Consider the following 13,981-nt stretch of genomic DNA (forward strand, 5'->3'; position numbering starts at 1 on the left):
AATCAGATATTGCGAAGAGCATAAAAGTCGAATGAGTGCATTAAAAACTGGCAGCTCCATTATATTTATGCAAATACTGAAGAAAAAGCGAGTAAATAACTCTCAACTGACAGACTTAATGAAGTTCTAGACATTAAAGTGATGCCAAACTTTATTTCAAAAAGTAAATAATTTACTAACGCTCGTGCACAAATTAAAAATAAATTATGCACGAGTGTAGCACTGTGAATTAGGAGTGCTATATTAAAGCTTACCTCACTATTAAAGCTATCGGTCAGATTAGATTAAAAACCTAATCTGACCGGTTTCTCTATGACCTTCTAAACCCTGATATAATTATATGGTAATTAGCTTAACTAGTGGTTAATACGCAAATTGATTTTATTTGTATGTTGAGGTAGCATAAACCATACTGTTTTACATCATTGTGCAACTTTATAAATTTTTATTGCTATTTCTATTGACTACATTAATAGTGATAGTCCTAATATTACCTGAAAATTTAGGTACTACGCTGAATTGCTCTCATCCAGTTCTAAATTTTGATTTATCTTTTCGTATCGTACTAATATCTTTTTTATCAGTTGCATTTTTAGCTGTTCTACCAGCACAAAATTTGACTTTTTCAGAGATGCTATCTTTTGCTGCTTACACTATTAGTTCACTTTATGCAGTTTTATCTGAACATATGATATTGGTTATAATATTCTTTGAGTTAATGACCATCAGTGCATTTTTTGTTATCGCGGCTAGCTGTAAAGATAGTGGATCTGCAATAAGGTACGCTTGTATACACTTTTTCGTTGGAGTTATATTGATAGCAGGATTGGCATCTCAAAGCACTAACCTGATAATTTTGGGTTTATTGATAAACTGTGCTTGTTTCCCTTTTTCATTTTGGGTTGTTGATGCGTATCCTGATGCGTCACTGCATGGCACTACATATCTCTCTTTATTTACCACTAAAGTCTCTTTTTTAGTGATGCTTTTACACACTTATACCCTATGGCAAGATTGTACTGAAATATTAGCACTTGTAGGCGCCATTACTGTAATTTACAGCATTATATTTGCTTCCCTTGAACAAAATATTCGTAGATTTTTATGCTACAATGCTGTAGGACAAATGGGCTTGCTGATTATTGCAGGAGGTTTACTCATCCCTTCAGAAAATGCAATACCAATTTTGATGTTACACATAATTTTCTCTCTTCTTTATCAATCACTATTATTTGTAGTCAGCAATTCGATTATTTCACAAACAAAAACAATTAGTTTTAATGGAATGGGTAAACTAATGTCAGTGGAAGGTATGTGCGCTATGATCGCAGTACTCACAATGGCTACATTTCCTGGAACTGCTGGATTCGTTAGTAAATCATACATTGCAGCTGAAATTGAAATAAATGGTGCTGCCCTAAAAGGATATAAAAATTTATACAAGATTCTGAATTTACTGCTTTATTTAAGCGTGGGACTCAAATTTCTTTACTACATATTTATTGCAAAAAGTAAGTCAAAACCTTTAGCAAAGAGGGAAGGTAAAATATCTATGCTTATTTTAGCATTTATATGTGTAATCGCTGGCAATCCTTACTTACCTATTTACAATAAATCTTCGATTTTAGATTTTGTGTACAACACAAAAAATATTTTGTCGCAATTTAATTTGTTATTATGTACCACTTTATTGTTTATTCCTTTACGCAAGTTGTTTTATCCAAGAATAAATTTTAAAATGGATGTTGATTGGATTTTCAGAGCTCTTATACCATATATTGCTTTGCTGTTCAATCAACTGATCTTTAAAGTGAGAGAAATATCTGCCAACCTACTGCAAAACTTGACTAATTCACCTGCTAGTTTATACTTTAATAATATTAATAAACTTAAAGAAGTGCTGAGTTATAACTCAGTGAGTTTTGTTTCAGCTTCTTCTCTCTTTTTAATGAGTATTCTACTAATTATATTATGTTTAAATCGTTAACTGAAAGTTTAAATTCTGTATTTAATAAACTGAGAGGAAAGTCAATTATTTCTGAAGATGATTTTAACCTTGCCATGCGAGAAATACGCATGGCCTTAATTGAAGCTGATGTTTCACTTGAAGTTGCAAAAAAATTCATCAACGACATTAAAGATAAAGTGATTGGGGAAAAAGTCATAAAAAGTGTTTCTCCGGCACAAATGATAATCAAAATTGTGCAGGATAATTTAGTTGCAGTTCTTGGATCAGAAAAAAGTGACTTAAATTTATCGGTTAAACCTCCTGCTGTGATTATGATGGTGGGTTTGCAAGGTGCGGGAAAAACAACTACTTCAGGGAAACTTGCTCTGAAGTTAAAAAAACAAAAGAAAAAAGTGTTGCTTGCTTCTTTGGACATTTATAGACCAGCTGCTCAAAAACAACTTGAAGTGCTAGGTAAACAAATAGATGTGCAAACTTTACCTGTAGTAATAGACGAGAAGCCCACTACAATTACAAAAAGGGCACTGGCAGCAGCAAAGAACGATAATTATGATGTATTAATACTAGACACCGCAGGCAGGCTTCATATTGACGATAATATGATGAATGAACTGAAAGATGTGAAGGAAATATCCTCACCTACAGAGGTTATTTTAGTAACCGATGCAATGATAGGTCAAGATGCAGTAAACATTGCCAAATCATTCAATGAAATAATAGGTGTAACTGGGATTATTCTCACCCGTGTTGATGGTGATGCACGTGGTGGTGCTGCTCTTTCTATGAAAATGATCACCAATTGTCCAATTAAATTTATTGCTTGTGGTGAAAAATTAAGTGACCTTGATGATTTTTATCCTGATAGAATTGCAAAAAGGATACTGAGTATGGGTGATGTTGTCTCATTGGTTGAGAAAGCTGCTGAGATTGTTGGTCAGGAAGAAATTGATAAACTGCAAAAGAAAGTAAAAAAGGGTAAGTTCGATCTGAACGACTTAGTGGGCATGTTAAAAACCCTCAATAAAATGGATGGTATTAGCAACATAATGAAATTCATTCCTAGCTCATTCACAAAAAAGTTAAGCAGTGGTATACCAGACGATAATAAAGTGAAAAAATATATAGCCATTATAAATTCAATGACTGAAAAAGAAAGACAAAATCCGGATATTTTAAATGGCAAAAGAAGACTTAGAATTTCTAAAGGGTCCGGTACAAGTGTAACTGATGTTAATCTTTTAATTAAGCAGTATAATCAAATGAGCTCTATGGTAAATAAGTTCAGTAAAGTCGATCATAGTAAACTCAAAGAATCTGATTTGATGAATATGCTAAGCAGAAAGTAAGTCAGCAAGTAGCGGAATGAAATAAAATCATCAGTTGTAATTGCTGTTGAATAGTAAAATATATTATTTTAGCGTGAAGTAATAAATTCAATAAATTTCTGCAGTTAGAATTGGCATGATAATAAAAATTGATATAAGTTACTTTACCTATATTTAATGCGTTGTTTTATAGCTAACACACTATATCACTACACTAGTAACAGACCGAAGGTTGCCGATAGCTCAAGTTACTCTAGTTATAGCATCCACAATATCATTTGTAAACCTGTAGCTATATACAATAAATGAATTTTTTTATATATTCGTTGTTAGTATTTTGTATTTCCTGAACAGTTCCGTGAGAAATGATCTCCCCTTCATATAATACTGCTATTCTATCAGCTATTTTAAATGTGCTATGAATATCATGTGTAATCGTGATAATTGTAGGGCGAAGATCTTGAGATAATTTTATTATTATCTCGTTTACTACATCTGACATGATTGGGTCTAATCCTGAAGTTGGCTCATCCAATACAATAATTTCTGGGTTGTGTGCAATTGCTCTTGCAAGTGCCACTCTTTTTTTCATTCCACCTGATAGCTCTATTGGAAACATATCTGCTATGTTTTCCTCCAGTCCAACATCATTTAACTTCTCAATTGCTAGCTGTTTTGCCTCCTTTTTGCTGATATTAAAGCGCTTTTTATAATTAAAAGATATATTTTCCCACACTGTAACGTAGTCAAATAAAGCGGAATTTTGAAATAACACCCCAAATTTATTTTTGCTTTTACTATTTATTTTAATAGACCCTGAGTCTGGTGTCACCAAGCCAATGATTGTTTTTATTAATACAGATTTGCCACTTCCTGATCCGCCAAGTATGACTAATGATTCCCCTTTTAATATATCGAAACTTAGATCTTTTAGTACTGTCCTTTCATCAAAAGATAAATTTAAGTTCGATATTGATATTATGGGGTTACGCATGTATCAAAGTAATCATGTAGTTTGCTAAAATGATCAGTATGGACGATAAAACAACAGTTGATGTTGTAGCAACACCCACTCCTCGTGCACCTTCTTTGCAATGGTAACCGTAATAGCAGCTTGAGACAGAAATTATGGCGCCAAAAGCAGTCGCTTTCATTAGTCCAACAATAAAATCGTACATATTAAAGAATTGAGCTGTATATTTTATGTATATATTTAAATTGTGGTTAAATTCAAAGACTGCAGTGACATACCCTCCAAATATTCCTATTAGATCTGCACATACTGTAAGTATTGGAAATACTATAACTGACGCTAGAATTCTTGGTACAATTAAATATTTGAAAGGATTGATGTCCAAAGTTGTAAGTGCGTCTATTTGTTCAGTAATGCGCATTGTGCCAATTTCTGCTGCAATTGAGGACCCAACCTTTCCTACCATTATTAAGCTGATCAAAACTGGCCCTAACTCTTTAATGATAGTGATCGTAACAAGTTTAGGTACTACTTGTTCTTGATTAATCAATATACCACTTAAGCTACTCTGTAAAACTATCACTGCTCCTATAAAAACTCCAGTTAGCCCAACAATTGGCAAAGAGAAAAAGCCTATCTCTATAATTTGTCTTGCCACATTGCTAAAATAATATGGAGGAGTAAAGCAGTGATATAGAGATTGAATAAAAAATACAAATGCGTTACCAATTCTCAAGAGAAAGTTCATAAAGCATCTACCGATTATTCTAACGCTGTCTATATTAAAGGAACTCACTTTACATTTATCTTAGCTAAAATTAGTTTTACTGATTTTATTAAAATTTTTATTAACTTCGCCAGAGTATAGTCAAGATATGTCTTAAGTTCAATATACTTTGATCAAAATGCTTGAGTTTAAGTTTATAAGACTGAATTGTATAAGAAAACCTTACTTATTTCGCTATTTACTTCTTGTAAAAAACATGCTACTAATAAATTGTGTTATATAATTGAATTGGAGTAAGTTTTGGCAGTTCCGAAGAGAAAAAAGTCAAAGTCAAGGCGTAATATGCATCGTTCTCATCATGCTATTAAGCCTAAGAATATTGTGGTATGTGCAACAACTGGAGAATTCATGTTGCCTCACAACATAGCAGTTGACAATAGTTACAAAGGAAAACGTGTTTTCATTAAACAAAAGGCGGAGTAACTCATGATATGTTACCCACGGTCAACAACAACATAGTTATCGCACTTGATGCTATGGGAGGGGATTTTGCACCTCTCTCCGTAATTCAGGGTGCTAGTTTTTTCTTGGATAATCTTGTTGACCCAGGTGTTGAAGTTTTTTTTCATATTTATGGAGATCAGAAAGAAATATCTCCTTTGCTTTCAAAATACAAAAAAGTAAGCGATAACTCCGAATTTACCCATTGCTCTGATAATGTTCTCCCAAATGATAAACCCTCTTTTGCACTTAGACATCGCAAAGATTCAAGTATGAAGGCAGCTGTTGAAGCAGTGAAAAAAGGTAAAGCTTTTGGGATGGTGTCTTCAGGCAACACTGGAGCATTGATGGCTATCTCCAGATTTATTTTAGGAACATTACCCAATATCTATCGTCCTGCTATTGCATCTGTCTGTCCAACTAAGACAAAAAGCTTTGCATTGCTTGATCTTGGTGCAAATGTTGACTGTAATACTGACTCATTATTTCAATTTGCATTAATGGGGAGTATATTTGCAAAAATAGCATTAAAAGTTGAAAATCCTGAAGTCGCTTTGCTAAACATTGGTACAGAAGAAGTGAAAGGTACTGACTCAGTAAGAGGAGCTTTTGAGTTACTCAAAAATGCTCCAAGTATTAACTTCAAAGGATATATAGAGGCAAGTGAATTTTTAGATGGTAATATAGATGTAATTGTTGCTGATGGTTTTGTTGGTAATGTAATGTTAAAAACAGCTGAGGCAACTGCGAGTACTCTTATCGATCTAATAAAGCAGGAAGTATTTAACTCATGGATAATAAAAATGCTTATTGGTACGTTATTAAAATCTAAGTTAAGTAAGGCGTTAGTGCGTTTTAATCCTAAAATTAGAAGTGGAGCTATGTTTTTAGGGTTAAATGGTATCGTTATAAAGAGTCACGGAAATTCTGATGCTATTTCTTTTGCTCACGCTATAAAATTTGCAGTAAATGCAATCAGTGAAAATTTAAACCAGAAGATAATTAACGGGGTAAGTCATATTGAATAAAAGTTTCATATTGAGCACTGGTTCTTACCTACCAAAAAAAATTTTGAGTAATAACGAAATTGCATCGATAATTGAAACAAACGATGAATGGATAAAGCAGAGAACAGGAATAGTTCAAAGGCATATAGCAGATGAAGGAGAACTAACGTCAGATTTAGCTGTTAATGCAGCAAAAAGTGCTATAGAAAAAGCTAAAATTTCAGTAGATGAAATTGACTTGATTATAGTTGCAACAACAACGCCTGATAAAACTTTGCCTAGCTGTGCAACGATTATACAAAGTAAGTTAAAATGTAAAAACGCATTTTCTTTTGATGTACAAGCAGCATGCTCTGGTTTTATATATGCAGTTACAGTTGCTGATTCGCTCATAAAATCTAACAATAGAATTAAATATGCGCTCGTTATTGGTGCTGAAATCATGTCTAGGATTGTTGACTGGGAAGATAGGTCAACTTGTGTACTCTTTGGTGATGGTGCTGGTGCAGTGATAATAAAATCGGAAATGGGTAGCAGCGGCATCATATCAACAAACTTACACTCTGATGGCAATGTGGACATATTATGTACGAACGGAGGAATATCCTCTACTCGTGATTCTGGAAAGATACTTATGAATGGAAGAGAAGTGTTTAAACATGCAGTAGAGAAATTAACAGCTTCAGTAGAGGAAACTCTAAAATGCAATAGTTTGAAGATTACTGATATTGACTGGTTAATTCCCCATCAAGCAAACATTCGTATTATTGAAGCAGTAGTAAAGAAATTAGATTTTCCTATAGAGAAAGTGATTAATACTGTTGATAAGCATGCAAACACCTCAGCAGCGTCAATTCCACTGGCTTTAGACTATGCAATACAAGAATCAAAAATAAAATCAGGAAATCTGGTACTGCTGATTGCAATAGGTGCAGGTCTCACATGGGGTTCCATATTGCTACATTATTAAACTTCTTACATCACTTTCCATTACCCAAGCCTCTTTTTTTTTCCGAGCTTCAGTGTTATATGATGTACTGACAAAGTTTTGAGATATTATTACAAACATCATATTCACAAGAAATACTTGACTTCACGTGTACTAAGAAGCATTTTATATATGCTGTGTGCCCGTAGCTCAGTTGGATAGAGCAACAGCCTTCTAAGCTGTGGGTCGTAGGTTCGAATCCTACCGGGCACATTCTCTTCTATCAATGCTTTCTATAAATTCTCAAGTACTCTGGTACCACATTTTCAATTGCTAATGGTCGAATTTTCATTGTTTCGAGATCATCTGACTTTTCAATTGAACTACTCATCATAACTTGCACCTGATCTCGAGTAAGTATAGGGCTTGCATCTCCGGTTATAGGTTTTAACAGCACAGAAACAACTTTGCTTTCTAAGAAAAAGGCTATCAATCTTGCCATTGGAAAAGGTACATTGATCAGTAGACACTTTCTGTTAGTCACATTCAGAATAAACTTCAATAAGCTTTTAAAAGAGTAAACTTTTGGTCCACCTATATTATAAATTTTTTTATCTTGCTTATTAAAGCTGATAATACGGTATACCACTTCAGCTAAGTTTGTTACACATATAGGCTGAAACTTCGTTATTCCACTACCGATCAACGGCAAAAAAGGAAGAATTGTTGCTAATCTTGCAAATTTATTAAAGAAATTATCTTCTTTACCAAATACAAGACTTGGCTTAATTATTATTGCTCCTTGAAACGCCGAAGTTACAGCTTTTTCACCTTTCAATTTACTTTGGGCATATTTTGATAACTTACCATTTTCTATTCCCATAGCAGAAAAATGTATCATCATGGATACATTTTTTATTTGTGCAGCTCTTGCTATTCTTTCAGCTATTTCAACATGAACGGCATAGAAATCGTGCTTTCTTGTCTCATATAGTATTCCTATTAAATTTATAACAACATCACACCCCTCCATACTTTCTAAAATTGATTTTTCATTAAAAAAATCTCCTTCAATCATTGATATTTGTCCTAAATTTCCACATAACTTCAGACAAGCAGCTTTTTCCTGATCACGAGTAAATATTCTTATTAAATACCCCGCCGCTGCCAAGCATCTTACGATGTGTTTTCCTATAAATCCTGTTCCACCAAAAATAACTATACGTTTTATCACAGTTAAAACTTCCAATAACTTAACTTTAAATTAATACAATAGTTTTATTTAATATTCTATTGTGAATTCCTGCACTATAAGGTCCATTCTCATTCCATGAGAACCTTTAACTAAAATTACATCATTACCTTGAACAATATTAGCTAAATTACTTTTCAATTGGTTAGAATCATCGAAATGCATGCCTTTTATATTCTCCGGTAAAAGTTTATTCAATTCTAACATAAATTTACCAACTGTATGAACTTTATTCACATTTTGTTCTACTATAGAGTCAAGCAATTCTGTATGAAATACTATGCTTTCATTACCAAGTTCTAACATATCGCCAAGCAGTGCCACTTTTCTTAAATTAGAATATGTACCTAAAGTTCTTATTGCAGCCTTCATTGAAGTAGGGTTAGCATTATAGGAGTCGTTAATCAAATGTACTAATTTTCCATTGTATTTAGCTTGATGAACATTACCTCTACCTTCTGTTACAGTAAAATTTTCAAGTGCTAGTGGTAATTTAGATAAATCAAGTTCGAGACTTTGCAAAACTGCTGTAACAACTAATGCAGAGTATGCAAAATGTTCGCCTTGTACAAGTAAATTACAGTTCATAATTTGACCATTGTTCAGTTTTATTTTTAAATTTAGACCGTTATCGTCTCTTATTAGGTCTAACAAACAAACAGTAGCACTTTCATTCTTACCAAAGCTTACTACATTTCTGTTAGCATTTGATAATAGATAATCATAATGTTCATTATCCTTATTCAAAACCAAAGTACCATTATTTTTCATGCCATGCAGAACTTCTAATTTCGCTTGCGCAATATCAATTAGAGATGAAAAATTTTCAACATGCGCAGGTTCAATGTTGGTAATAACTGCAATATCCGGATTGCTAATCTTCGATAACTCTTTTATTTCACCAGCTTTATTCATTCCCATTTCAAGAATTAAGTACTGGCAGTTTTTTGGAGCTTTTAGAATTGTCAAAGGCAATCCTATATTATTATTTAAGTTGCCTTCATTTACATGAGATACTCCATAATGCAACAAAACAGTGTTAAGCATATCTTTTGTAGTGGTTTTCCCAACACTACCTGTAATTGTGATAACTTTAGCATTAACAAGAATATTTCTAATGTAATATGATGCCATATTATACAAAGCTTTTAGAGTATCTTGCACAATAATTAGAGGAAAATTTCTATATTTATCTTCGCTTACTACGGCAGCAACAGCTCCTTTTAAAAATGCTTCATGTAGAAAATCATGCCCATCAAATTCCTTTCCCTTGAGAGCAATAAATAAATCACCTTTTTTTATGCTTCTTGTATCCGTTGAAATATTTGAGCTATATACCGAATTACAAATACCCTCCCCTCTTCCGCCAGTAGCATCAATAATATTATTTGCGTTCCATTTTAACATAATTTATCTTTAAAGGTAATTTGAACAAGAAAAGCAGCAAAAATACTACATGCTTTGGTAATGTACAAATAATGATTGCAATCTCTATAATTTCATCTTATAATAGATATACAAGCTTAAATGTTTTCGTCTATAATTAGGTGTACTTTACTATTTGATTGTAGAAAGTGACTTGGAGGTATGTATGACAAAAGATGAGTCAAATAAAAAGTCTGTTTTGGCTAAGATAAAAGGCGTGTTTTTTCTTGTGCCTAAAGCACTTATTTATCCTATAAAGAAACCGTTTGCTTCAATTGATGAAATGAAGCATGATGCTAAAGTTTCATTAAAAAAGGTTGTTAGTGATGTACCTAAAGAAGAAGAGAAATATGACCCACCTATAAAAACCACAGAAGCTAGTAAGGATCTTGGTGTAGAAATAACAGAGCAGAAGAAAGGGACAGGAAAGGTAGCTTTTTTAGTGTCAAGGACTCTGACGGGAGATATACCTTATTTGAATGATGAACAATTAGGTCAAGTAAAGAAAAACCTACCAAATGTAACTATTTTCAAAGAAGAAAACAAAATTGTAATTGAAATTAACGTTGAGGAAATAGCTAACACTATTAAAACTAATCCTGATAATAAAGGCAAGAGCGAGAAAGAAATAAAAGAGCTTGTTCTTAAAGGAATTGCTAATAAAGTTGAAGGCGACCTCAAGAAGTTTGCAGAAATCACTGGTGGAGAATTTAAAGTTCACACAGACTTAAAATTGCTGTATGGTATTGCAGAAAAATTGTATCGAGAATATGATAACCAGAACAAATCATCAGAAGCTCTAAGGTCAGCACAAATTGGAGAGTCACCAGGGCAGTCTTCAGAAACTGTTACAAGTACAGATGAATTAGTAAAATCTTTTAACATTACTAATCCTAACGAATTTCCTTTTGGTAAAAGTAAAGAAGCTATTTCTCCTATAAAAAATATGCTGTTATCAGAACAAGATATCAAAAAGCAAGTAGAAGGATTGGGAAGTACTTTTTTGAATTTTGAAGATGCCTCTGGTGAAGTAATAAAACCACTATCTACGCCTGATGTAGAAAGAAATAAAGGAAGAGGAAAAGGTCGCTCTTAAAATATGAGCAATGAAGTTTATGATAGCAATAACATCTTTGCTCAAATATTAAGAGGTGAGTTACCTTGTGAGAAGGTACATAAAAATGAAAATGTGCTAGCTTTTCGTGATAAGTATCCTGATGCACCAGTTCATATTCTAGTTATACCAAAAGCTCAATACGTTTCATACGATGATTTTGTTCTGAAAGCTTCCGAAGAGGAAATAGTAAGTTTTTTTAAAACTGTTAGAGAAATAGCACATAAATATAACTTAGAAAAAACAGGATATAGATTAGTTACTAATCACGGTAAAGACGGAGAACAAGTTATACCACACTTTCACGTACATATTTTAGGTGGTAAAAGATTAGGAAAGCATGTAAATACATAGTGTTATATGTTTTTTAAATGAGTGAATATTTAACCATATTAATTTTTATCTGTGTATCAATTGTAGTATCTTTTACTTTAGGTGTATTACCTATGTTTCTTGCAGTTAGTAACCCAGATGGCGAAAAGCTTTCTACATATGAGTGTGGCTTTAATCCTTTATCAAGAGCCAGAAAAAGTTTCGACATAAAATTTTACTTAGTTGCAATATTGTTCATAATATTCGATTTAGAAATTGCTTTTCTTTTCCCTTGGGCTGTTTCTTTATCTAAAATAAGTTATTGTGGATTTTGGTCTATGATAATATTCCTTGCAATACTTACTATAGGCTTTATCTATGAGTGGTGTAAAGGTGCGTTAGAGTGGGAGTAGTTTATGGTAAATCAAATTCTATCTGATGGCGACTGGAATCGTTACAAAAAAGAAGGTTTTCTTATCACTAAATTTGGCGATTTAATAGATTATATAATGAACTGGGCAAGGTCTGGCTCGTTGTGGCCAATGACATTTGGTCTTGCATGTTGTGCAGTGGAGATGATGCATACTGCATCCAGTCGTTATGATCTTGATAGATATGGCATGATCTTTCGTGCAAGTCCAAGGCAAGCAGATGTTATGATTGTTGCTGGCACACTAACTAATAAAATGGCAGCGGCATTGCGTAAAGTTTATGATCAAATGGCGGACCCCAAATACGTAGTTTCTATGGGAAGTTGTGCAAATGGTGGTGGCTATTATCATTATTCTTACTCAGTAGTCCGTGGTTGTGATAGAATTGTACCAGTTGATGTTTATGTTCCTGGATGTCCGCCAACTGCTGAAGCTCTTCTATATGGAATGCTATGTCTACAAAATAAAATAAAACGAACTAAGAATATATAGCATGGATAAAACTGCAAAATACATACAAAACAATACTAAATGTGAATGTATTCAAAAAAATGATGGTACTATTGTAATATATTCAACTTTGAATGGCATTGAAAATCACTTGCTCTTTCTGCGTGATGATGAAAAATGTAGGCTTGAATTATTAGTTGATATTTTTGGAGTTGATTACCCAGATAGAGAAAAACGTTTCGAGCTAATATACAATTTGCTCAGCGTTGTACACAATATCAGAGTGCACATAAAGCTTCAGTTATGTGAAGGTGATATACCTCTAAGTGTAGCAAAAATATTTAACGCAGCTTCGTGGTTTGAGCGTGAAGTATTTGATATGTATGGAATAGAGTTTTCTGATCACCCAGATTTACGTAGGATTTTAACGGATTATGGATTTAAAGGCCATCCAATGTTAAAAGATTTTCCTCTCACTGGCTACGAGGAAGTAAGATACGATATAGAGGCAAAAAAGGTTGTATATAATCATATAGACTTACCGCAAGATTTTCGTATGTTTGATAGCTTATCCCCTTGGGAAGGTAGTAAAGCCACAAAAATAAATAGAAAGGAGTAGAAAATGACAGTACAAAGAAAAAAAATATCTTTGATTGGCGCAGGAAATATCGGTGGAACACTTGCCCATATGATTGCACTAAGAGAGCTAGGAGATGTTATTTTGCTTGATGTCAGCGATGGAATACCACAAGGTAAAGCGCTTGACATTACAGAATCATCTCCTATTGATCGATCTAATGTCAATATTACTGGTACAAATAGGTATGAAGATATAAAAAACTCTGACGCAATTATAATAACTGCTGGCATTGCCAGAAAACCTGGAATGAGCAGAGATGACCTTCTGCAAACTAATGCTGCAGTAATGAAAGAGGTTGGGGAAAATATTAAAAAACATTCTCCAAACGCATTTGTAATAGTGGTTACCAATCCTTTAGATGCTATGGTTTCAGTAGTATACAAATCTTCAAGCCTGCCAACTAATATGATTGTTGGTATGGCAGGAGTGCTTGACTCTGCTCGTTTTCGTTATTTTCTTGCAAGTGAGTTAAATATTTCTGTCGAAGATGTATCTGCTTTTGTGCTTGGAGGACATGGTGACACTATGGTACCACTAATCAATTATGCTTCAATTGCTGGCATTCCACTTACCCAAATCATTGAGATGGGTTTGATTACGCGAGGAAAAGTTGATGAAATAGTTGAGCGCACTCGTAATGGTGGAAAAGAAATAGTTGGTCTACTTAAATCTGGATCTGCATACTATGCTCCTGCATCTTCAGCCATAAGCATGCTAGAATCATACTTAAAAGATAAAAGGCGTATATTACCATGCGCTGCTTATCTTAATGGTGAATATGGTGTGAAAGACTTATTCATTGGTGTTCCTACTATTATTGGCAAAAATGGAGTTGAGAAAGTTCTAGAAGTTAAAATGAACGATAGTGAACAAGAGATGTTTTATAAATCTGTAAGTGCAGTAAAAGAGCTCTGTAAGCTAAATTAA

15 protein-coding genes and 1 tRNA gene are annotated in these 13,981 nt (G+C 33.4%); 12 read left to right on the forward strand and 4 right to left on the reverse strand.

Annotation, left to right across the window (positions count from 1 at the left end; all coding sequences use genetic code 11):
* Nucleotides 1-427 precede the first annotated feature (427 nt).
* Nucleotides 428-1,987, forward strand: a complete 1,560-nt coding sequence (locus tag OOK99_RS05605; protein ID WP_264719667.1) for a proton-conducting transporter transmembrane domain-containing protein — start codon at nucleotides 428-430, stop codon at nucleotides 1,985-1,987.
* Nucleotides 1,972-3,315, forward strand: coding sequence for a signal recognition particle protein (gene ffh, locus OOK99_RS05610; protein WP_264719668.1), 1,344 nt, complete (start codon nucleotides 1,972-1,974; stop codon nucleotides 3,313-3,315). Before OOK99_RS05605 ends, ffh begins: the two co-directional genes overlap by 16 nt.
* Before the next feature lie 271 nt (nucleotides 3,316-3,586).
* Here ffh and OOK99_RS05615 read toward each other — a convergent pair whose 3' ends face one another.
* Both OOK99_RS05615 and OOK99_RS05620 read right to left on the reverse strand, forming a co-directional pair.
* Nucleotides 3,587-4,288, reverse strand: coding sequence for an ABC transporter ATP-binding protein (locus OOK99_RS05615; RefSeq protein ID WP_264336534.1), 702 nt, complete (start codon nucleotides 4,286-4,288; stop codon nucleotides 3,587-3,589).
* Nucleotides 4,281-5,063 (reverse strand): MlaE family ABC transporter permease, encoded by a 783-nt coding sequence (locus OOK99_RS05620; protein ID WP_264336533.1) that lies wholly within the window; start codon nucleotides 5,061-5,063, stop codon nucleotides 4,281-4,283. The genes OOK99_RS05615 and OOK99_RS05620 overlap by 8 nt, the downstream gene beginning before the upstream one ends.
* A gap of 231 nt (nucleotides 5,064-5,294) precedes the next feature.
* Between OOK99_RS05620 and rpmF the strand changes: the two genes are divergently transcribed.
* The 4 genes from rpmF to OOK99_RS05640 all read left to right on the forward strand — a co-directional run bounded on the left by rpmF (nucleotide 5,295) and on the right by OOK99_RS05640 (nucleotide 7,703).
* Nucleotides 5,295-5,477 carry a 50S ribosomal protein L32 gene (gene rpmF / locus OOK99_RS05625; protein WP_006014434.1) on the forward strand — a complete coding sequence of 61 codons (183 nt, stop codon included), beginning with the start codon at nucleotides 5,295-5,297 and terminating at the stop codon, nucleotides 5,475-5,477.
* Nucleotides 5,478-5,485: 8 nt separating this feature from the next.
* The gene (gene plsX, locus OOK99_RS05630; protein WP_264719669.1) at nucleotides 5,486-6,523 is read left to right on the forward strand and encodes a phosphate acyltransferase PlsX; all 1,038 of its coding nucleotides are present in this window, start codon (nucleotides 5,486-5,488) and stop codon (nucleotides 6,521-6,523) included.
* Nucleotides 6,516-7,472 (forward strand): beta-ketoacyl-ACP synthase III, encoded by a 957-nt coding sequence (locus tag OOK99_RS05635; protein ID WP_264719670.1) that lies wholly within the window; start codon nucleotides 6,516-6,518, stop codon nucleotides 7,470-7,472. The genes plsX and OOK99_RS05635 overlap by 8 nt, the downstream gene beginning before the upstream one ends.
* A 157-nt stretch (nucleotides 7,473-7,629) precedes the next feature.
* Nucleotides 7,630-7,703, forward strand: a tRNA-Arg gene (locus tag OOK99_RS05640).
* A 10-nt stretch (nucleotides 7,704-7,713) separates the two neighbouring features.
* On the opposite strand, the gene OOK99_RS05645 is transcribed toward OOK99_RS05640, so the two are convergent.
* Together OOK99_RS05645 and OOK99_RS05650 are read right to left on the reverse strand one after the other, a co-directional pair.
* Nucleotides 7,714-8,664, reverse strand: a complete 951-nt coding sequence (locus OOK99_RS05645; RefSeq protein ID WP_264719671.1) for a complex I NDUFA9 subunit family protein — start codon at nucleotides 8,662-8,664, stop codon at nucleotides 7,714-7,716.
* A 48-nt stretch (nucleotides 8,665-8,712) separates the two neighbouring features.
* Nucleotides 8,713-10,089, reverse strand: coding sequence for a UDP-N-acetylmuramoyl-tripeptide--D-alanyl-D-alanine ligase (locus tag OOK99_RS05650; RefSeq protein ID WP_264719672.1), 1,377 nt, complete (start codon nucleotides 10,087-10,089; stop codon nucleotides 8,713-8,715).
* Nucleotides 10,090-10,273: 184 nt separating this feature from the next.
* Here OOK99_RS05650 and OOK99_RS05655 point away from each other — a divergent pair, with 184 nt between their 5' ends.
* From OOK99_RS05655 to mdh, 6 genes are read left to right on the forward strand one after another with little or no spacing between them, the layout of a single operon-like run.
* Nucleotides 10,274-11,203 carry a hypothetical protein gene (locus OOK99_RS05655; RefSeq protein ID WP_264719673.1) on the forward strand — a complete coding sequence of 310 codons (930 nt, stop codon included), beginning with the start codon at nucleotides 10,274-10,276 and terminating at the stop codon, nucleotides 11,201-11,203.
* 3 nt (nucleotides 11,204-11,206) lie between these two features.
* A complete protein-coding gene (locus OOK99_RS05660; RefSeq protein ID WP_264719674.1) occupies nucleotides 11,207-11,575 on the forward strand; it encodes an HIT domain-containing protein in 369 nt (122 codons plus the stop codon).
* 17 nt (nucleotides 11,576-11,592) lie between these two features.
* Nucleotides 11,593-11,946, forward strand: a complete 354-nt coding sequence (ndhC, locus tag OOK99_RS05665) for an NADH-quinone oxidoreductase subunit A (protein ID WP_264719675.1) — start codon at nucleotides 11,593-11,595, stop codon at nucleotides 11,944-11,946.
* Between the two features lie 3 nt (nucleotides 11,947-11,949).
* Entirely contained in the window at nucleotides 11,950-12,456 is a 507-nt protein-coding gene (locus OOK99_RS05670; RefSeq protein ID WP_264719676.1) for a NuoB/complex I 20 kDa subunit family protein, read from the forward strand.
* A 1-nt stretch (nucleotide 12,457) separates the two neighbouring features.
* On the forward strand, nucleotides 12,458-13,033 hold the full coding sequence (locus tag OOK99_RS05675) for an NADH-quinone oxidoreductase subunit C (RefSeq protein ID WP_264719677.1): 576 nt from the start codon (nucleotides 12,458-12,460) through the stop codon (nucleotides 13,031-13,033).
* 3 nt (nucleotides 13,034-13,036) lie between these two features.
* Complete coding sequence (mdh, locus tag OOK99_RS05680) at nucleotides 13,037-13,981, forward strand: malate dehydrogenase (protein ID WP_264719678.1); 945 nt, start codon at nucleotides 13,037-13,039, stop codon at nucleotides 13,979-13,981.

The sequence above is a fragment of the Wolbachia endosymbiont (group B) of Eucosma cana genome (assembly GCF_947250645.1).
GTDB lineage: Bacteria > Pseudomonadota > Alphaproteobacteria > Rickettsiales > Anaplasmataceae > Wolbachia.

Coding starts and splice junctions, on each gene's coding strand:
- ffh (WP_264719668.1), top strand. CDS start 1,972: ATGTTTAAATCGTTAACTGAAAGTTTAAATTCTGTATTTAATAAACTG.
- OOK99_RS05615 (WP_264336534.1), bottom strand. CDS start 4,288: ATGCGTAACCCCATAATATCAATATCGAACTTAAATTTATCTTTTGAT.
- plsX (WP_264719669.1), top strand. CDS start 5,486: ATGTTACCCACGGTCAACAACAACATAGTTATCGCACTTGATGCTATG.
- OOK99_RS05650 (WP_264719672.1), bottom strand. CDS start 10,089: ATGTTAAAATGGAACGCAAATAATATTATTGATGCTACTGGCGGAAGA.
- OOK99_RS05655 (WP_264719673.1), top strand. CDS start 10,274: ATGACAAAAGATGAGTCAAATAAAAAGTCTGTTTTGGCTAAGATAAAA.
- OOK99_RS05660 (WP_264719674.1), top strand. CDS start 11,207: ATGAGCAATGAAGTTTATGATAGCAATAACATCTTTGCTCAAATATTA.
- ndhC (WP_264719675.1), top strand. CDS start 11,593: ATGAGTGAATATTTAACCATATTAATTTTTATCTGTGTATCAATTGTA.
- OOK99_RS05670 (WP_264719676.1), top strand. CDS start 11,950: ATGGTAAATCAAATTCTATCTGATGGCGACTGGAATCGTTACAAAAAA.
- OOK99_RS05675 (WP_264719677.1), top strand. CDS start 12,458: ATGGATAAAACTGCAAAATACATACAAAACAATACTAAATGTGAATGT.
- mdh (WP_264719678.1), top strand. CDS start 13,037: ATGACAGTACAAAGAAAAAAAATATCTTTGATTGGCGCAGGAAATATC.